The organism is Microbacterium sp. ZW T2_14 (genome assembly GCF_044987405.1).
Taxonomy (GTDB): Bacteria; Actinomycetota; Actinomycetes; order Actinomycetales; family Microbacteriaceae; genus Microbacterium.
Map to the genome: position 1 here is coordinate 1 of NZ_JBJDRK010000037.1, position 20,496 is coordinate 20,496.

The 20,496-nt window shown below is 69.9% G+C and carries 13 protein-coding genes; 12 read left to right on the forward strand and 1 reads right to left on the reverse strand.

Annotation, left to right across the window (positions count from 1 at the left end):
* From ACI3KY_RS13145 to ACI3KY_RS13185, 9 genes are all read left to right on the forward strand, one after another.
* Positions 1-1,708 (forward strand): family 43 glycosylhydrolase (locus ACI3KY_RS13145; protein ID WP_404930615.1); only part of this gene is annotated, 1,708 nt, incomplete at its 5' end.
* Positions 1,709-1,906: 198 nt separating this feature from the next.
* A complete protein-coding gene (locus ACI3KY_RS13150) occupies positions 1,907-4,555 on the forward strand; it encodes a family 78 glycoside hydrolase catalytic domain (RefSeq protein ID WP_404930616.1) in 2,649 nt (882 codons plus the stop codon).
* Positions 4,552-6,000 carry a glucuronate isomerase gene (uxaC, locus tag ACI3KY_RS13155; RefSeq protein WP_404930617.1) on the forward strand — a complete coding sequence of 483 codons (1,449 nt, stop codon included), beginning with the start codon at positions 4,552-4,554 and terminating at the stop codon, positions 5,998-6,000. The genes ACI3KY_RS13150 and uxaC overlap by 4 nt, the downstream gene beginning before the upstream one ends.
* A 20-nt stretch (positions 6,001-6,020) precedes the next feature.
* A complete protein-coding gene (locus ACI3KY_RS13160) occupies positions 6,021-7,340 on the forward strand; it encodes a mannitol dehydrogenase family protein (protein WP_404930618.1) in 1,320 nt (439 codons plus the stop codon).
* Between the two features lie 169 nt (positions 7,341-7,509).
* Positions 7,510-9,072: an ABC transporter substrate-binding protein gene (locus ACI3KY_RS13165; protein WP_404930619.1), complete on the forward strand. Its 1,563-nt coding sequence runs from the start codon at positions 7,510-7,512 to the stop codon at positions 9,070-9,072.
* Positions 9,073-9,129: 57 nt separating this feature from the next.
* On the forward strand, positions 9,130-10,071 hold the full coding sequence (locus ACI3KY_RS13170) for an ABC transporter permease (protein WP_404930620.1): 942 nt from the start codon (positions 9,130-9,132) through the stop codon (positions 10,069-10,071).
* A 29-nt stretch (positions 10,072-10,100) separates the two neighbouring features.
* Positions 10,101-11,888, forward strand: a complete 1,788-nt coding sequence (locus ACI3KY_RS13175; protein WP_404930621.1) for an ATP-binding cassette domain-containing protein — start codon at positions 10,101-10,103, stop codon at positions 11,886-11,888.
* On the forward strand, positions 11,885-12,724 hold the full coding sequence (locus ACI3KY_RS13180; protein WP_404930622.1) for an ATP-binding cassette domain-containing protein: 840 nt from the start codon (positions 11,885-11,887) through the stop codon (positions 12,722-12,724). Before ACI3KY_RS13175 ends, ACI3KY_RS13180 begins: the two co-directional genes overlap by 4 nt.
* Before the next feature lies 1 nt (position 12,725).
* Positions 12,726-14,180, forward strand: coding sequence for a glycoside hydrolase family 43 protein (locus ACI3KY_RS13185; protein WP_404930623.1), 1,455 nt, complete (start codon positions 12,726-12,728; stop codon positions 14,178-14,180).
* Here ACI3KY_RS13185 and ACI3KY_RS13190 read toward each other — a convergent pair.
* On the reverse strand, positions 14,169-14,792 hold the full coding sequence (locus ACI3KY_RS13190) for a TetR/AcrR family transcriptional regulator (RefSeq protein WP_194414714.1): 624 nt from the start codon (positions 14,790-14,792) through the stop codon (positions 14,169-14,171). The two genes, ACI3KY_RS13185 and ACI3KY_RS13190, sit on opposite strands and share 12 nt — an antisense overlap.
* A gap of 97 nt (positions 14,793-14,889) precedes the next feature.
* Here ACI3KY_RS13190 and ACI3KY_RS13195 point away from each other — a divergent pair, with 97 nt between their 5' ends.
* The 3 genes from ACI3KY_RS13195 to ACI3KY_RS13205 are packed head-to-tail and all read left to right on the forward strand — an operon-like array spanning position 14,890 to position 20,490.
* Positions 14,890-16,125, forward strand: coding sequence for a glycoside hydrolase family 1 protein (locus ACI3KY_RS13195; RefSeq protein ID WP_194414713.1), 1,236 nt, complete (start codon positions 14,890-14,892; stop codon positions 16,123-16,125).
* 4 nt (positions 16,126-16,129) lie between these two features.
* A complete protein-coding gene (locus ACI3KY_RS13200) occupies positions 16,130-19,132 on the forward strand; it encodes a glycoside hydrolase family 2 TIM barrel-domain containing protein (protein WP_404930624.1) in 3,003 nt (1,000 codons plus the stop codon).
* Entirely contained in the window at positions 19,102-20,490 is a 1,389-nt protein-coding gene (locus ACI3KY_RS13205; RefSeq protein ID WP_252787475.1) for an MFS transporter, read from the forward strand. Before ACI3KY_RS13200 ends, ACI3KY_RS13205 begins: the two co-directional genes overlap by 31 nt.
* The last annotated feature ends 6 nt before the right edge of the window (positions 20,491-20,496 follow it).

Here is a 20,496-nt window from a genome sequence, read left to right on the forward strand (position 1 = left end):
GGTCCATCTGGGCGATCCCCGCCGGAGTGTTCACCGAGAGGCGGCTGATCCTTCCATCGTCAGATATCAGGGGCGCTACTTCCTGTTCGCCTCGATGTCGCGCGGATACTGGCACTCCGATGACCTTGCCGAGTGGCACTATCGACCGACCGAGAAGCTCCCGCCGTTCGATTACGCCCCGGACGTCCGAGAGATCGACGGTGCGCTGATCATCAGCGCGTCCCGGAAGACGGGCAACTCGCCCTTCTTCCGGAGCATGGACCCCCTCGCCGACGACTTCGCGGAGGTCGCGCCCGGCACGTTCTCGTTCTGGGATCCCAGCATCTTCCAGGACGACGACGGGCGCATCTATCTGTACTGGGGCTGCGACAACGTGCAGCCGCTGTACGGGCTGGAACTGGACAGTGGACTGCAGCCGATCGGCGAACCGGTGCCCCTCGCCGCGAGCGATGTCGAGCGACGCGGGTGGGAGCGCACGGGGGAGGATTACGTCGTTCCCGAGCCGAAGACCGAGCGTGAACGCATGGTCGCCCAGCTCGCCGGACGTGCGCCGTACATCGAGGGCGCGTGGATGACGAAGGTGGGCGACACCTACTACCTCCAGTACGCGGCGCCGGGCACGCAGTGGAACACGTATGCGGACGGGTACCTCACCTCCGATTCGCCGTTGGGACCGTTCACGTACTCGAGCAGCAGCCCCTTCTCGTCCAAGCCGGGGGGTTTCATGACCGGTGCCGGCCACGGCAGCACCTTCCAGGACGAGTGGGGAAACTGGTGGCATGCGGCGACGATGCGCATCAGCGTGAACGACGTCTTCGAGCGACGGATGGGCATCTTCCCCGCTGGTTTCGACGAAGACGGTGTGCTCTTCTGCAACCAGAGCTTCGCCGACTACCCGCTCGTCGTGCCGGACGGGCCGTTCGACCCAAGGATGCCGCTCGAGCCGGAATGGATGCTGCTCTCGTACCGCGCGTCCGCGCAGGGGTCGTCGACGGCTCCGGGCCACGACGCGGCGCTGGCCACCGACGAGGACGCCCGCGACTGGTGGGCGTCGACGGCGCCGGGCGCCGGAGAATGGCTCGCGGTGGACCTCGGCGAGGTCCGGCAGGTGCACGCGGTGCAGGTGAATCTGGCCGATCAGGCTCTGGCCGATTCGGCGCCGCCGCTCGATGTCGGCGCGGACAGCGGGCACACGTGGCGCGGCATCTACGAGACGCACACCCCGGCGACGGTCCTGCTCGAGGGCTCGCGCGACGGTGAGACGTGGGAGGCGCTCCACGATGGCAGTGCCTCGGGTGAGGACCGGCCGCACGCGCTCGTGGTGCTCGACGGACCTCGGATGCTGCGGCACGTTCGGGTGACGGCGCAGACTCTGCCGTTCGACGGGGCGTTCGCGGTGAGCGGTCTCCGGGTGTTCGGCCGTGGTGAAGGGGAGGCGCCGCCGCAGGTCTCGCCTCAGGCGGTGCGCATCGATGCACGGACGGCCCGCCTGAGCTGGACGCCCGCTCCGGCCGCGATGGGATACAACGTCCGGTACGGGTCGCACCCCGACAAGCTCTACCGGAGCTGGCTGCTCTACGAGCGGGATCACCTCGATGTGCCCTCGCTCAACGCCGATGAGCAGACGTGGTTCGCGGTGGATTCGTTCAACGAGAACGGGGTGACCCGCGGCGAGCCCGTGCTCGCCGTGGCAATCGACGCCCCGTGAACCTGATCCGCGCAACATGAGCTGTCCTCCGGTGAAGGCACTCGGGACGATGCGTGCGCCGAGAACGTGGATGCCGGTGAGCAGGACTCCGCACACGCCGGTCGCCTTGCGTCGGGCCGCGGTCCAAGCTAGTGTGCAATCGGTTGCCATGCTCGCGTTCGGACACGGGCCGGCCGGTGAATCCCAGGAAAGACGATGATGACTTCTGCTCCCTACGACCTCGCGATCGACAGTGGCGGGGACCGGTTCCCCGTGACCGGTGCGGCGCCGCGTCTCTCCTGGAAGCCGCCGCGTCTCGCCGACGGCGGCGACAGCTACGAGCTGGAAGCGACCGTCGACGGCATCGCGGCGCTCCGGGCCGTCGTGACCGGCCACCGTTACCTGAGCTGGCCGTGGCCGGCACCCACGAGCCGCCAGCGTGTCGCGTGGCGTGTGCGCGCGGTGTCCGCCGGCGCCGGCGCGGAGTGGTCTGAGCGGCACGAGTTCGAGGTCGGCCTGCTCGACCAGGACTGGACGGCACGGTGGATCAGCCCCGTCCAGACCGACGACCCGGGGCCGGGTCGCCGAGCCGCCCACACCCTCGCGGTCGCGTTCGAGCTGCCGGTGGGTGTCGCATCGGCTCGCCTCTATTCCACGGCGCTCGGCGTGTACGAGGCGTTCGTGAACGGCGAGCGAGCCGGCGCGGCTCAGCTCTCACCCGGGACGACGTCGTACGACCGCACGCTGTACGCCCAGGCATCCGATGTGGGCGACAGTCTGAGGACGGGAGCCAACCGGCTCGAGATCGTCCTCTCGGACGGCTGGTACCGCGGACAGGTCGGCGCCTTCCGGACTCCTGCCGAGTGGGGAGACGCGCTCGGCGCCCGCGCCGAGCTGCACGTCGCTCTCGAAGACGGGTCGACACGGGTCGTCCGCACCGACGGCGACTGGACGAGTGCGCCCTCGGTCATCACCCAGGCCGACCTCATGGCGGGCCAGACGACCGACTTCCGCGCGGGGACGGCGCCCGCAGTGCCGGTGCTCGTCGACCAGGTCGCTGCTCCGCCGATCGCCTGGTCGCCCGCCCCGCCGGTGCGCGTGGTCGAGTCGCGTGCCGTGGTCTCGGTGCGGGAGGTGCGCGACGGTGTGTGGGTCGCCGACTTCGGGCAGAACGCCTCGGGCTGGGTCACGCTGCGCGACCTGGGTGTGGCAGGCACGACGACCGTGCTCGAGTACGGCGAGTTCCGCGACGCCACCGGCGACCTGTCGACGTCGCACCTCGACTCCCACCGTCCCGACGCCACGATGGTGTTCGTCCAGCGGGACGAGGTCGTCTCGGCGGGCGATGGCGCGGTGTTCGAGCCGCGACACACCATCCACGGCTTCCAGTACGTGCGGATCACGCGGGAGGGGGCGTTCGACCCGACGACCCTCGAGATGCAGGTCGTCCACACCGACCTGGCCCGCACCGGTTCCTTCGTGTGCAGCGACCCGGACCTCACGCGCCTGCACGAGCTGGCGGACTGGAGCTTCCGCGGCAACGCCGTGGACATCCCGACCGACTGCCCCACGAGGGAGCGACTGGGCTGGACCGGCGACTACCAGATCTTCGCCCCGACGGCGACGCGGCTCTACGACGTCAGCGGCTTCACCCGGAAGTGGCTGCGCTCCGTCGGCGACGACCAGCTCGACGACGGCCGGATCGCCAACTTCTCGCCCGACGGCAGGCGGGTGAAGCTCCACACCGACGCGCAGTTCGCCATGATGACGGGCTCCGCCGGCTGGGGCGATGCGATCACCGCCGTCCCGTGGGAGATGTACACCGCCTACGGCGACCGCAGCGTGCTCGCCGACAACTGGGACGCCATGGTGCGATGGGTGCACTGGGCTCTCGCCACCGCCTCGGGCTCGCGGCATCCGTCCCGCGTCCAGCGATCGAGTGAGCCGCAGCCCCACGAGCAGTACATCTGGGACGGGTCCTTCCACTGGGGCGAGTGGATCGAGCCCAAGCGCAAGCGCGCCGACGGCACGCTCATCGACCCCGTGCAGGACAACCCTCAGGCCTGGTTCATGGCCGACAAGGGGGAAGTGGGCACAGCCTTCCTCCACCGCTCCCTCGACACCGTCGCGCGTGCGGCGGCGATCCTCGGGCGCGACGACGACGCCGTCGAGTTCGGTGAGCTGGCCGCACGAGTCCGCGACGCGTGGCGCACCGAGTTCCTCGCCGCGGACGGGCGCACCGCCGCCGACACCCAGGCCGCGTACGTGCGGGCGCTGTCGTTCGGTCTCATTCCGGACGACCTCCGCGAAGCGTCCGCAGCGCGCCTGGTCGAGCTGATCCGCGAAGCCGGCGGCCACCTCGGCACAGGGTTCCTGTCGACGGGGGACCTGCTGCCGGTGCTGGCAGAGAACGGATACACGGATGTCGCGTACGACGTCCTCCTGCAGCGCACCGCGCCGTCGTGGCTCAACATGATCGACAAGGGCGCGACGACGATCTGGGAGGACTGGGACGGCATCGACGACCAGGGCGACGCCCACGAATCCCTCAACCACTACAGCAAGGGCGCAGTGGTGCGGTTCCTCCACACCCATGTGGCAGGGCTTCGCCAGGCTCCCGGATCGATCGCCTGGGAATCCGTGATCGTGCAGCCGACGCCGCACCCGACGCTCACGTGGGCTGAGACGACGCACGACTCGCCGCAGGGCTCCATCAGCGTCCGATGGCACAGCGATGGCGACCGATTCGAGGTCGAGGTCGACCTCCCCGCCGGCACGCACGGCACGCTCGTGCTGCCGGACGGCTCGGAACGCGCGCTCCCACCCGGGCGCATCACCGCCTCGACCACGACGGAGGTCCTCGCATGAGCACCATCACCCCACCGACCCCCTCGCCGCGGGGCACGGCCGTCGCCGCCGACCGGCTCGAGCCTCGTGACCCGCACCGCCTCTTCCCCGGCGACCGGCGCACGCGCGACATCGCGCGGGGGCTGTACGAGAGGGTCGCGACGGCCCCCATCGTCTCGCCGCACGGCCATGTGCCCGCGGAGTGGATCGCGCGCGACATCCCGTTCACCGACCCCACGGCGCTGCTGGTCAGCCACGACCACTACGTGACGCGGCTGCTGCACGCGTCGGGCGTCGACCTGGACGAGCTCGGCGTCGGCGGGCATCCGGTCGACCCGCGCGCGGCATGGCGGCTCTTCGCCGAGCGCCAGGCGGTGTTCGCCGGCACGGCGACGGGCTACTGGATCGACGAGGAGCTGCGGAACGTCCTCGACATCGACGTGGCGCTCTCCGCCGAGACGGCCGACGCCGTGTACGACCGCATCCAGGCGAAGCTCGACACTCCCGCCTTCCGGCCGCGCGCGCTGTTCGAGCGGTTCGGCATCGAGGTGCTGGCGACGACCGATGACCCGCTGGACGACCTGCGCTTCCACGACGAGATCGCTGCGAGCGGCCTCCCGGGACGCGTGCTGCCGACCTTCCGTCCCGATCGCTATCTCGATCCCGACTCGCCCGAGTTCGCGACCGACATCGCGCGGCTGCTGGCGAGCGAAGGACAGGAGACGAGCTTCCGCGGCTACCTCACCGCCCTCGAGGCGCGGCGCGCGCACTTCATCCGGCACGGCGCGACCTCGGCCGACCACGGCATCGAGGATCCGGCGACGGTCGACCTGACCGGCGGCGAAGCCGCGAGGCTCTTCCAGCTCGCCGTGTCGGGGCGTGCCGACGCCGCCGAGCGCCAGGTCTTCCGCGGCCACATGCTGCTGCAGATGGCGCGCATGAGCGTCGACGACGGCCTGGTGATGACGGTGCACGCGGGAGTGGTGCGCAACCACAGCACCGCGACGTTCCGCCGCTTCGGCGCCGACACCGGGCACGACTTCCCCCGGCGCACCGACTTCGTGCGAGGCCTGCGACCGCTGCTCGAGCGCTTCGGACTCGAGAAGTCGTTCCACCTGGTGCTGTTCACTGTTGACGAGACGGTGTACTCCCGCGAGATCGCGCCGATGGCGAGTTTCTACCCGAGCGTCTACATCGGTGCGCCGTGGTGGTTCCTCGACGCACCCGATGCGATGGCGCGCTTCCGTTCCGCGGTCACCGAGAGCGCCGGGTTCTCACGGGGCTCGGGGTTCATCGACGACACCCGCGCCTTCCTGTCGATCCCCGCGCGACACGACACGGCGCGCCGGGTGGATGCCTCGTTCCTCGCCCGTCTCGTGAGCGAGGGGCGCCTCACCGAGGCCGGAGCCGGCGCGGTCATCGACGACATCGCGGGGCCGCAGCCCCGGCGGGTGTTCAAGCTGTGACGGGTCGCTCCACCGGGCTCGTGACGCCGACGACCGGCCTCCACAGGTCACGGCCCGCGCCGCCCGCCCGCATCGTCCACCTCGGACTCGGCGCTTTCAGCCGATCGCACACCGCGTGGTACACCGACCGCGCCGTCGATGCGGAGGACTGGGGCATCGCCGCCTACACGGGGCGCAGCGCCGCGCTCGCCGCGGCGCTCACCGCGCAGGACGGGGTGTACACGCTCATCGAACGCTCGGCCGAGGGTGACCGGCCCGAGGTCGTCGAGAGCGTCGTGCGGGCTCGGCCCGGCGACGACGTCGCCGGACTGCTCGCCGACATCGCCGCCCCGGCGACCGCCATCGTGACGCTTTCGATCACCGAGGCCGGCTACCGCGCAGGCGCGGACGGGCTTCCCGACGACGGCGACCCGCTCGTGGTGGCCGACCGCGCCCGGCTCGCGCAGCTCGAAGCCGGCGACTCCGACGCCGCCCTCCGCCTCCAGACCGTGCTGGGGCGGCTCGTCGCGGGCCTCGATGCCCGGCGCCGCGGCGGTGCGGGTGCGCTGGCCGTGGTCTCGTGCGACAACATCCCCGACAACGGCGGACATGTGGCGCGGGCACTGCTCGGGCTCGCGGCATCCGTTCCGCTGACGGCGGAGTGGTGCGCGCAGAACGTCTCGTTCGTCTCGAGCTCCGTCGACCGGATCACGCCTCGGATCGAGCCCGACGAGATGGCGTGTCTGACAGAGCGGTACCGGGATGCCGCGCCCGTCGTCGCGGAGCCGTTCAGCGACTGGGTGCTCTCGGGCGACTTCCCGGCTGGTCGTCCCGCCTGGGAGACGGCGGGAGCCCGGTTCACCGACGAACTGGAACCGTGGGAGGCGCGCAAGCTCTGGCTGCTCAACGGTGCGCACACGATCCTGGCGTGCCTCGGCGTCGTCCGCGGCCACACTCTGGTGTCGGAGGCGATCGCGGATCCGGTGTGCCGGAGCGCGGTCGAACGCTTCTGGGACGATGCCGAATCGAATCTGCCGCGTCGGCTGGGCATCGCGGGCTATCGTCGCGCCCTCCTCGCACGCTTCGCCAACCCCCGCATCGCGCATCTGCTGTCGCAGATCGCACAGGACACGACGACGAAGGTCCGGCTGCGCATCGTTCCGGTTGCTGAACGCGAGCGCGCTTCCCGTCGAGGGGCCGTGGGGTGCGCCGGTGCGCTGGCTGCCTGGCTCGTCGCGGAGGACGAGGCAACGGCGAGCGTCGCCGGTGTGCGTGACCGCATCGAGCGCGTGAGCACGTCCCTGGCCGAGGATGACGAATTCGTCGCGTCGGTCACCCGAGCGCTGACGCTCGCCCGGTGACATCCGGCTGAAGGGCGCGCTGAGAAGTAACGGCTCGATCACATTCTGGCAATCGGTTGTCAAACCGGATGAATGCTGGTTTACTGGCGGTCAGCCCTCGCTTCGCACCTTCCAGGAGATGTGAGCGACAAGCGGTTGCATGAAGCATTCATTCAAAGGAGTCTGGATCATGTCGATACCCCGTACCGGCCGACGGCCGCTCAGGTTCGCAGCGTTGGGCGCTGCGGCGCTCGCCGCCGCACTCGCGCTGTCCGCCTGCAGCGGCTCGCCGGAAGCGGCACCCTCCACGTCTGCCGGTTCCGTGGCCGAGAAGGATCTCGCCATCGCGGCGGTGTCGGGACCCAACTCGCTCGACCCGGCGCAGCTCGTGGACGGACAGCAGCAGTTCGTCTGGTCGTCGATCCTCGACACCCTTCTCGCCAAGGAGAACAACACCGGCGAGCTCATCCCCAACGCCGCCGAGAGCTGGGAGTACAACGAGGACGGTACCGAGCTGACGCTCACGCTCCGCGAGGGCATGACCTTCAGCACCGGCGACCCGGTGAACGCCGACGCGGTCGTCGCCACGATGCTGCGTAACAAGAACACCCCCGGCGTCGTGCAGGTGAAGTACGGCGCCGTCACCGATGTCACGGCCGAGGACGACCTCACCGTGAAGGTGACGTTCAGCTCGTTCGACCCGCAGTTCCTCTCGAACCTGACCGGAGGCGCCGGCGCCATCGGCGACCCCGCGACTCTCGATGACGAGCGGACAGCGACCGACCCGGTCGGATCGGGCCCGTTCACGCTCGACGTCGCGAAGACAGTGCCCGGCAGCACCTACGTGCTCACCAAGCGTGACGACTACTGGAACGCCGACGCGATCCCGTTCAAGACGTTCACCGTCCGTGTTCTCCAGGACCCGACGGCGTCGTTCAACGCGCTGCAGGCCGGCGAGATCAACGCCGCCACCGTGCAGACCCAGCTGCTCGGCCAGCTGGGCGACGAGTATGCGATCCAGCAGATCGACGCGCAGGCAGTCGCATATCTCGACATCCTCGACCGCGGTGGCGAGAAATGGCCGGCACTCGGCGACGAGCGTGTGCGCCAGGCGCTCAACTACGCGATCGACCGCGAGGGCGTCCTGAAGGGCATCTTCAGCGGCGTCGGCATGGTGACGGAGCAGATCTTCAGCCCGTACGGCCAGGTCTACGACGAGTCGCTCAACGAGACGTACGACTACGACCCCGAGAAGGGCAAGGAGCTCGTCGAGGAGGCGGGCTACGCCGGCGAGACCTTCCAGATCCCGAGCACGTTCCTCTCGACCTCCCTCGAGCCGACCCTCACGCAGGCGTTCGCCGATGTCGGGCTCACGCTGGAATGGGTGCCGGTGCCGCCGCAGCAGGCGCAGTCCGCGCACCTCTCGGGCGACTACCCGCTCAGCTTCCAGTTCACGGGCTTCAACTCCGACCCGGCGGACGCCGCCTCGCACTACGGCGCCAGCGGCTATGCCAATCCGCGGGGCTACACCGACGACACCATCGACGAGCTCTTCGGCACCATCAACTCGACCGTCGACACCGAGGCCGCCCTGCCGGCGTACCAGGAGCTCAACGCGTATGCCGTGGAGCAGGCGTTCGAAGTGCCGATCGTGTTCGTCGGCGCGACGTGGGCGGGCCGCGACGGGATCGTGATGGTCGATGACGGCCGCAGCTCGGTGCCGACCGTGCGACTGTTCGGCGTCAGCGAGTAAGACCATCCGGGGATGCGGGCACCGCCCGCATCCCCGGATCAACCCCAGGGAACGACGATGATCTCCTACACGCTGCGCCGGCTCGGCGCGGGGCTGATCCTGATCCTGCTGGTGACGTTCATCACCTTCCTGCTGCTCAGCACCTCGTTCGAAGACGTCGCGAAGACGATCCTCGGCCAATCGGCCACGCCGGAGACGACGGCGGCGCTGATGCAGGCGAAGGGCTGGGACCGGCCCGTACTCGTGCAGTACTTCGACTGGCTGGGGGCAGCGGTACGCGGTGACTTCGGGACCTCGGTGTACACATCGCTCCCCGTCGGCCCCACGGTGCTGCAGCGACTGGCGGTGACCCTCTCGGTCATCATCCCGGCGCTCATCCTGACCGTCATCATCTCGACGGTCCTCGGTGTGTGGGCTGCGGCCCGCGGCGGCGTCGCCGATCGGCTCTCGCAGGGGATCTCGCTCATCGGCTACATCGTCCCCGGGCTCCTGCTGGCCATCGGCCTGGTGGTCATCTTCGCCGTCCAGCTCAAGTGGCTGCCGGCCACCGGCTACACGCCTCCCGGCGAGGACCCGGCCGCCTGGGCACGCAGCATCACCATCCCGGTCATCGTGCTCGTCATCGGAGGCGTCGCGAACATGGCCGCCCAGGTGCGTGGCCGCATGATCGACGAGCTCCGTCGCGACTACGTCCGCACACTCCGCACGCGGGGCACGTCGACGACCTCGATCGTGCTGCGGCATGCCCTGCGCAACGCCGCCAGCCCCGCGCTGACCGTGATGTCGCTCGAGTTCATCGCGATGTTCGGCGGCGCGCTGATCATCGAGAACGTCTTCGCGCTGCCGGGCTACGGCAGCTTCGCGTTCAACGCCTCCCTGCAGGGCGACATCCCCGTGATCCTCGGCATCACCGCCTTCGGCGTGCTGCTCGTCACGGTGGTGAACCTCCTCACCGACCTGGCCAACGGCTGGCTCAACCCGAAAGCGAGAGTCCATTGAGCGACGACCGTGGACCCATGTTGGAGGCGATGACGACGCCGAGCACCGAGCTCATCGTCGCCATCGAGGATGCGGCGACCGCTTCCCGGACGCCGATGTGGAAGCGCCTGCTGAAAGACCCGCAGTTCGTGATCACGGCGGGCATCCTGCTCCTCATCTTCCTGATGGGCGTCCTCACCCCGCTGCTGACGCAGCAGGGACCGAACGACGCCGACCTCTCGATGGTCAACGCGCCGGCCGGCACCCCCGGCTACCCGCTGGGCGCGGACGAATCCGGCCGCGACATCTGGACTCGTCTCCTCCATTCCATCAATACGGCCGCCATCTCCGCGCTCATCGGCGCGGGCGTGGCGCTCACGGTCGGCGTGATCGCCGGCCTCGTCGGCGGGTACTTCGGCGCGGTCACCCGGGCGTCGACGGAGTGGCTGTTCAGCCTGATCATGACGTTCCCCGGCATCCTGCTGCTGATCATCCTCATGCCGGTCACCGGCGGCGACTACCGCTTCACGATGCTGATCTTCGGCGTGCTGCTCTCGCCGGGCATCTACCGCATCGTCCGCAACCTCGTCGTCGGGGTCAAGAACGAGCTGTATGTGGATGCCGCGCGCGTCTCCGGCCTGGGCAACCTGCGCATCCTGAGCCGCCACGTGCTCTTCGTCGTCCGCGGCCCGATCATCATCGCCGCGGCGTTCATGGCGGGTTCCGCCATCGCCGTGCAGTCCGGCCTCGCCTTCCTCGGCGTCGGCTCGCTGCAGATCCCGAGCTTCGGCTCGATGATCTCCTCCGGCTTCCGCAACCTCTACATCGCTCCCACGCAGTTCCTGTGGCCGAGCCTGCTCCTCGGCGTCATCACCGCCTCGCTGGTGCTCCTCGGCAACGCGCTGCGCGACACCCTCGAAGGGTCGAAGCCGACACCCGTCAAGGTGGGCACCGGCCAGCGGGTGGCGACGGCGGCCGACGTCTCGCCCCGCGGGTCGGGCGCGCTGCTCGAGATCACCGATCTCGGAATCGCGTACCGGGGTCCGAGCGGTCAGCCGCGCGAGGTGGTCCGCGGGGTATCGCTGTCGGTCGCGCGCGGGCAGGTCGTCGGGGTCGTCGGGGAATCGGGCTCGGGCAAGACGCAGACGGCGTTCGCGACGCTCGGCGTGCTCCCGGCGGAGGCGGTCATCACGCGCGGCTCGATCCTGTTCGACGGTCAGGAGCTGGTGGGCCTGACCGATGCGCAGATGCGGCCGCTCCGCGGCAAGGCGATCGCGTACATCCCGCAGGAGCCGATGTCGAACCTCGACCCCTCGTATCGCGTGGGCTCCCAGCTGGTCGAAGGAGTGCGCTCCGCGCTCGGGGTGTCGAAGCGCGAGGCCAAGGCCCGCGTGCTCGCGCTGCTCGAGCGGTGCGGCATCGCCGACCCCGCGCGCACCTTCGACTCCTATCCGCACCAGATCTCCGGCGGCATGGCGCAGCGCGTGCTCATCGCGGGCGCCGTCGCCAGCAGGCCGCAGCTCCTCATCGCGGACGAGCCCACCACGGCGCTCGACGTCACCGTGCAGGCCGAGATCCTCGATCTGCTCCGCGATCTGCAGTCCGAGCTCGACATGGCGATCCTCCTCGTGACCCACAACTTCGGTGTCGTGGCGGACCTGTGCGACCGCATCGTCGTGATGCAGAAGGGGGCCGTCGTGGAGGCGGGATCGGCGCTCGAGATCTTCCAGCATCCGCAGGAGGACTATACGAAGATGCTGCTCGGCGCCATCCTCGATGACGGGTCGGTCCGTGCCGACGAGCCGGCGGCTGCGCCGGTGGAAGGGATCCTGCGATGAGCCTTCTCGAGATCGGTGACCTTCGCGTCGCCTTCCCCGGTCGCGGCTGGCGGGCGAAGCCCGTCGAGGTGCTGCACGGCGTCTCCCTCGACGTCGCCCAGGGGGAGACCCTGGGCCTGGTGGGGGAGTCGGGTTCCGGAAAGACGACCATCGGGCGCGCAGTGCTCGGACTCGTCAAGCCCTCCGGCGGTCGCATCCTGTTCGACGGCGAGGACATCACCGCCGTCGGCACGCGGGAGCGGCGTCGCCTGGCGAGAGACATCCAAGTGGTGTTCCAGGACCCGTACACCTCCCTCAATCCCTCGCTCACGGTCGGCGACATCCTCGCGGAGCCGCTCGTTGTGCAGGGCGCGACCGCGAAGGACGCGCGGGCGCGGATTCGGACGCTGCTGGACCAGGTGGGACTGCCTGCGGATGCCGCGGAGCGACTCCCGCGCGAGTTCTCCGGCGGTCAGCGCCAACGTGTCGCGATCGCGCGCGCCCTCGCCCCGAAGCCGAAGCTCATCGTCTGCGACGAGCCGGTCAGCGCCCTGGACCTCTCGACGCAGGAGCGGGTCCTCGACCTCTTCATCGACATCCAGCGCTCCACCGGTGTCGCCTACCTCTTCATCTCGCACGACCTGACGGTCGTCCGTCACATCAGTCATCGCGTGGCGGTGCTGTACCGGGGAGACCTCGTCGAGACCGGGCCGGCGGCCCGCGTGACGTCGGACCCCGACCACGATTACACGCGACGGCTGCTTCTGGCATCACCCGTCGCAGATCCGGTGGTTCAGCAGCAGCGGCGTGAGGAACGTCGCAAGCTGGTGGCGGCCGAGAGAGCAGTGACGGCCTGACATGACACAGCGCCCCATCCTTCCCGGATTCCACCCCGACCCCTCGATCTGCCGTGTCGGCGACGAGTATTACCTCGCCACATCCTCTTTCGAGTACTTCCCCGGTGTGCCGATCTTCCGCTCGCGCGACCTCGTCGAGTGGACGCAGCTGGGGAACGTCCTCGATCGTCCGTCGCAGCTGAACGTGCGCGCCGGGCTCACCGGGGCGAGCGGCGGGATCTACGCGCCGACGTTGCGCCATCAGGGCGGCCGATTCTGGATGACGACGACGAACATCCATGACATCGCGCGAGGGCAGCTCATCGTCCACTCCGACGACCCGGCGGGCCCGTGGAGCGAGCCGGTCTACACCGAGGGACTCCTCGGGATCGATCCCGACCTCTCGTGGGACGACGACGGAGTATGCCGGCTCACCTGGAGCGACGTCATCCGCCCCGGCATCTCGCAGGCGGTCGTCGATCCCGCCACCGGCGCCGTGCTCTCGGAGCCCCAGACGGTGTGGGCCGGCACGGGAGGGGCCCACGCGGAAGGGCCGCACCTGGTGCGCCGCGGAGACTGGTGGTACCTGATCGTGGCGGAAGGCGGCACGGGCCCCGGTCACATGGTGACCATCGCGCGCTCGCGACAGCCAGAGGGGCCGTTCGAGCCCTCGCCCACCAATCCGATCCTCACTCATCGCAGCACGAGCGCCGACGTCCAGTCGACCGGGCATGCGGACCTGGTGCAGCTCGCCGACGGCACCTGGGCGATGGTCTTCTTGGGGACCAGACCCCGCGGCACGTTCCCCCGTTGGCATACGAACGGCCGAGAGACCTTCCTCGCGGGAGTCGACTGGGTGGACGACTGGCCCGTCGTCGACGAGAGCCGCTTCGACGTCGCCGAGCTCGACACGGCCTTCGACGACCGCTTCGAAAGCGCCGCACTGGACGCGCGGTGGATCGCGCCCGGGGTCATGCCGGCGTCGTTCGCCGTGCCTGGTGAGGGCGGGGTGACGCTGAGCCGCGGTGCGTCGGGAGAAGCCCGCCCGCTGGTCACGCGCGTCCGCGATGAGACGTGGTCGGCTCGAGCCGATGCCCTCGGTGACTTCGCGCTGTCCGTCCGGATCGATGATGCGCATCGTGTGAGCATCGAGCGCATCGGCGACGAACTGGTCGTGCGCGGGGTGATCGGCCCGCTCGACGGAGTCCTCGCCCGCGCCGATGCGCCCCGCTCCGCCTACTCGCTCGAGATCCGCGCAGAGGAGTTCGAAGCCGAGCGCGGGGCGCGGCGGGGCCCGGATCTCGTCAGGCTCGGCTACGCGACCGACGAGTTCGTCGAACTCGCGCAGGTGGACGGCCGCTACCTCGCCACCGAGGTGGCGGGCGGTTTCACCGGTCGCGTCGTGGGCGTCGAGGCGACCCGCGATGACGTCGTCGTGACCAGATTCGCCTACCGGGGGCTCTCGTCACGAGCCTGATGGCGGCAGGTCCTTCGCGAGTTCCGGCGCCAGCGTCGCGAGAAAGGACTGCACGGTCTCTTCGACGTCGATCGCCTCGCGATCGAACAGCCACTGGGTGTGGAGGCCGTCCAGCACGGCGATGGTGACGGCGGCAAGGGAGGCCGGCGGCAGGGGCGAGGACAGCCGCCCTTCCTCGTGCAGCCTGTCGAACAGCCGGGTCATGAACCCGCGGACGTTGCGATAGCGCTGGGCGAAATACGCGTGCGCAGGGTGGCCGGGCGCCGAGGCCTCGCCGGTCAGCACGGCGCCGAGCTCGACGAGGCCGACGTGGCGGTCGCGATCGACCAGAGTCTCGGCCATCCCTCGTAGCATGTCGAGCGGATCAGCATCCGGTGACAGCGCGGAGTGGGTGCGCAGGTACTCCGCGCTGCGCTGGTCCTGCAGGTCGAGGACGGCCGTCAACAGGTCCTCCTTGCGGGGGAAGTGATGCAGCAGACCTGTGTGGCTGATGCCCGCCCGCCGGGCGATCTCGGCCATCGAGGCGCCATGGAATCCGGAGTCGCCGAACGCCGTCAGGCAGGCGGCGATGATTCCGCGGCGGACTTCGGCGGTCTTCGCGTACTGCGCCATCGGCGCCTCCTCAAATTAGTGAGACCTTTCGATTTCTATGCTAGCGTGATGTTTGGCAACCGGTTGACGGTCCATTCGAGCGAGACAAGGATGTGCGATGACGAACTTCCCCGACGGCTTCCTCTGGGGCGCGGCGACCGCCGGACACCAGATCGAGGGCAACAACGTCAACAGCGACTGGTGGGCGCGCGAGCAGCAGATGCCCGGCATGGAGCCCTCGGGGGATGCCTGCGACAGCTACCACCGCTATCGCGAAGACATCGAGCTGCTGGCCGACGCCGGGCTCACGTCGTACCGCTTCAGCCTCGAGTGGTCCCGCATCGAGCCGCTGCCGGGCCGGTTCTCGCGCGCGGAGCTGGCGCACTACCGCCGCGTGATCGAGGCGTGCCTCGACCGTGGCGTCACACCCGTCGTCACGCTGCAGCACTTCACCACGCCGCAGTGGTTCGCCGCCGCGGGCGGGTGGACCGCACCCGACGCCTCCGAGCGCTTCCAGAGCTTCACGACCGAGGCGACGACCATCCTCGACGGCGTCGAATGGGTCGCGACCATGAACGAGCCGAACATGCAGGCCGCGATCATGACGGCGATGCGTCGCATGCAGCAGGCCGGTGACGGCCAGTGGCAGAGTCCCACGGTCGAGAGCGACGGCACGGGCGACGCCGACCGCAAGAAGAACACCCACAGCGAGTTCCTGACCTATGCCGACCCGGAGATCGGGCGGAGCTTCGTCGAGATCCATCACGCCGCCCGCGAGATCGTCCGGGCACGGACCGGGGCGAAGGTGGGCTGGACCATCGCGGCCGGCGCGCTCACGGCGGCTCCGGGCGGCGAGAAGAAGCTGGAGGAGATCCGCTACGGCAAAGAAGACATCTACTGGGAGGGTGCTCGCGGCGACGACTTCGTCGGCGTGCAGGCGTACTCGAGCCAGGAGGTCGACGCGAACGGCCTCGTGCCGCACCCGCAGAACCCCGACAACACGCTGGTCGGCACGTCCTACCGCCCCGACGCGCTCGCCATGGCGGTCCGCCACGCATGGGATGTCTCGCACGGCGTTCCCATCGTCGTGACGGAGAACGGGATCGCGACCGCCGACGACGCCCAGCGCATCCGCTACACCGACGAGGCGCTCCGCGGCCTGCACGCCGCGATGGCCGACGGCATCGATGTGCGCGGCTACCTGCACTGGAGCCTTCTCGACAACTACGAGTGGGGCCACTGGGGTCCGACCTTCGGACTCATCGCCGTCGACCGCGAGACCTTCGTCCGCACGCCCAAGCCCAGCCTCGGGTGGCTCGGCGAGGTCGCGGGCCGCAACGGCCTGCCGGAGTAACGCCATGCCCGCCGTCCTCGATCCCACTGGATTGACGCATCCTGGTCGACTCCCGATCAGCTCGCTCCGTCGTCCGTTCGCCGTCGATCTCGACGGCGAGTGGGACTTCGCCCTCGTCCGGTCGCCGGCCGACCTCGGGGCGGCGGCATGGGTCAGGGCGGAGGTGCCGGGGCTGTGGACCATGTCCTCGGACATCGACCGCCCGCACTACACGAACGTCGCGATGCCGTTCGCGGACGTGCCGCCGCACATCCCCACGGACAACCCGCTGGGCGTGTACCGCCGCTCCTTCACGCTCCCGTCGTCGACGGATCGGGTGATCCTGCACGTCGGCGCAGCAGAGGGGCACCTGCGCGCCTATGTCAACGGGACGGCTGTGGGCACCAGCGGCGATTCGCACCTCGCCGCGGAGTTCGACATCACCGACGCCGTACGAGAGGGCGACAACGTCGTCGAACTGCACGTGGCGAAGTGGTCGTCGGCCAGCTACCTCGAGGATCAGGACCAGTGGTGGCAGTCGGGGCTGGCACGTTCCGTCGGCATCGTCACGCGCCCAAAGATCGCGCTCGCCGATGTGACGGCGGTCGCTGACTTCGATCCGGAGTCCCGCCGCGGAGCGCTCGCACTGACGGTGGATACCCACGGGCTGTCGCACCTGGCGGAGCCCGCCCACTCGGTCCGCGTGACGCTGCGCGGCTCGACCACCGAGCTGCCTGTCTCTGGCCGCGTGGCGGCGCCCACCCTGCCGAAGCCCGACCGCGATCGCTCGACGCGTTCCGCGCCGCGTCTGCCCGAGGACTTCATGGACCTCCTCAGCATCCGCGCGGCGAGCGCTCCGGTGCCGCCGGAGTTCCGCGCCATCCCCAACACGCTGGGCGCACCGCCGCTGCCGGCATCGCCGGCGGGCACGGCCCGGTTCCTCCTCGATGATCTCGACGTCGATCCGTGGTCGGCCGAGAGTCCGGCGCTCTACGACCTCGACATCGAACTCCTGGATGCCGAGGCGCACGTGGTCGACGCCACCAGTCTGCGCATCGGGTTCCGTCGCGTGGAGATCGTCGGGCGCGACCTGCTCGTCAACGGGGGACGCATCATGGTGCAGGGCGTCGCGCGGCATGACGTGGATCCGCGGACCGGGCGCGTGATCTCGTACGAGCGCATGCACGCCGAGCTGTCGCTGCTGAAGCGCATGAACGTCAACGCGATCCGCACCGCGCACTATCCGAACGACCCCCGGGTGCTCGACCTGTGCGATGAGCTCGGGCTGTACGTCGTGGACGAGGCAGACGTCGAGGGGCACGCGTTCGCGTCGATCATCCCCGACGATCCGCGGTACCTGACGGAGATCGTCGACCGCGTCGCGCGCATGGTCGTGAGGGACCGCAACCACCCGTCCATCATCGCGTGGTCGCTCGGCAACGAGACCGGCTACGGTGCCGCCCACGACGCCGCGGCGGCGTGGGTCCGGCGGTTCGATCCCACACGTCCTGTCCACTACGAGGGCGCGATCTCGACGGACTGGCACGGAGGTCGTGGCGCGACAGACATCGTGTGCCCCATGTACGGGTCGTTCTCGGCGCTCAAGGCCTACGCTGCCGACGACCGGGCCGACCGGCCGTTGATCCTCTGCGAGTACGCCTACTCGCAGGGAAACGCGACCGGCGAACTCGCACACTACTGGGAACTCTTCGAGACGCTGCCGGGTCTGCAGGGCGGCTTCATCTGGGGGTTCGTCGACCAGGCGCTCGATCCTGACGGCGACGGGCGCTACCGGTACGGCGGGGACTTCGGCGACGAGCCGAACAACGGCCCGACGCTGCTGTTCGGAATCGCCTTTCCCGATCTGACGCCGAAACCGGCGTTCTGGGAGGCGCGGGGGCTGTTCAGCCCCGTGCGTATCGTCTCCGACGGCGAGTCCGCGGGCCGTGGCCGGCTGCGGATCCGCAACCGCCAGACCTTCGCCGACCTGTCGCGCCTCGAGCTGAGCGCGCGGATCGACGGGCCCGAGGGAACGCTCGCCGAAGCCGTGATCGATGCCGGCGCGGTCGCGGCGGGGGCGGAGCTCACGATCGAGCTCCCCGCGACGCTTCAGACGTCGCTCGCCGAAGCGATCGGCGTCTCGGTCGTGGTGCGGACCCGCCACGACGAGCTCTGGGCACCGCGCGGCACCGAGCTGGCGGTGGAGCAGGTCGTGCTTCCGCGGGGTCCGGTCGCGATGCCCGCGCCCGTCGCACCCGTCGAGCTCGGCGACGACGGCGCCATCGAGCACCGGCTGCTCACGATGGCACCGCGGCTCAGCCTGTGGCGGGCGATGACCGACCACGACGTGTCGTTCGCCCTCGACAACCGATTCGTCCGCTCGGGGGTCTTCGCACTCGATGCGCAGTCCGTGGAGGTCGTCGACGGCGAGCGCGAGACCGTGGTCACGACCACCTACACCGCCGCCTTCGGCGACGAGGTGCGTCACGTCCGCACGCTGAGCCGCCTGGGCGACGACGACTTCCTCCTGCACGAGCAGGTCGTGCTGCCCGAGGGCACCAGGGACGGGCTTCGCGTGGGCGTCGAGTTCCACCTGGTCGCCGGCTTCGACACCGCACGCTGGACGGGCCTCGGGCCCTGGGAGAACTACCCCGACCGTTCGGCATCCGCTCTGCTCGGCGCGTGGGAGTCGCCGATCGACGAGATGTCGGTGCCCTACATCGTGGCGCAGGAGAACGGCACTCGCGGTGGAACGACCCGCTTGGCGCTGCGTGGTCCGTCAGGCGTCGTGGAGGTCGAGATGACGGAGCCGCTCCACATCAACGTGGCGCGCCACACGGTGGCGGAACTCGAGGCGGCGGACCACTGGTGGAAGCTCCCCGCCTCCGACGGCACGGTCGTCCACCTCGACATCGCGCACCGCGGCCTCGGCTCGGCACTGCTCGGTCCCGACACCCGGCCTATCCACCGGCTGTTCGGCGAGCGCTACGAGTGGACGTGGCGGCTGCGCCTGCGGGCCACGGCATGACGCGGGCGACCGATCCCGTCGCGCACGACGCGCGGGAGGCGGCGGAGGAGCGCGTTCCCACCGGGAACGTCGTCCTTCCGCAGCCTCCGGCGGGACCGGGCGGGCGGTCGGAGGCGGATGCGGCGGACCTACCTCGCGTTCCCCGGTGGCAGCTCGTGCTGCTTGTCGCGGCCACGTTCGGGGGCGGCATGGCGATGGTCGTGCCCATGGCGTACTCGCTCGCGGTCCGGCTCGACCAGCTGGCGCCCGGCCGCACCGACATCCTCGGCTACATCCTCGGGATCGGGTCCGCGGCGACCCTGGTCGTCGCGCCGCTGACCGGCATCCTGAGCGACCGCACGCGCACGCGCTGGGGTCGCCGACGCCCCTTCACCGTCCTCGGACTCGTGCTCGGCGTCGCCTCGATCCCGGTCATGGCCTTCGCGCCGGACCTCGTCTGGCTCGGCGCCGGCTGGGTGCTGTCGACCGTGGGCTGGGGAACGGCGGCGGGTTCCGTCGGCAACTGGCAGGCCGACCGGCTGCCGGCGAGCCAGCGCGGCAGCGTGTCGGGGCTGACCGGCCTCATGATGCAGATCTCACCGGTCGTCGGCATCGTGCTCGTCGGCCCGCTGCGCGGCGACATCCTGCTGGTCTTCGCCGTTCCCGCTGCGATCGCGACGGTCTTCATCGGCCTGTTCGTCACGTTCGCCCACGAACCCGACAGTCGACGGATGCCGCGGCAGACCCGCCTCACGATCGGCGGCGTCGTGCGCAGCTACGGGTTCCGCCCCCGCGAGGTGCCTGACTTCGCGTGGAACTGGCTGGGACGTTTCGTGTTCTTCCTCGGCCTCACGCTCACCACGAGCTTCTCCGTGTTCTTCGTCGCCCAGCGCCTCGCATTGCCGGTGGCCGATGTCGCCGGGGTGCTGGCGCTGACCTCCAGCCTCAGCATCCTGTCGGCTACGCTCGGCGCGATCGGCGGCGGATGGCTGAGCGACCGGCTCGGACGTCGCAAGCCGCTGATACTCATCGGGGCGATCCTGTTCGGGGCCGGATGCGCAGTGTCGGCCTTCGCCTACGGGCTGCCGCTGATCATCGCCGGCACGTTGCTGTCGTCGCTGGGAATCGCCTCGTTCTCGGCCGTCGGCCAGGCGCTGGTCCTCGACGTGCTGCCGGAGCGCGAGACGCAGGCCGGCCGCTACATGGCGATCACCATGTTCGCCCAGAAGATCCCCGGAGTCATCGCACCGCTCGCCGCCCCTGCGGTGCTGGCGATCGGTGCCGGCGGCCAGAACTTCACCGCGCTGTACCTGACCGCTGCCGCGCTCGCGGTCCTCGGCGGGTCCATCATCACCCTCAGGGTCCGCGGCATCCGCTGATCCTCC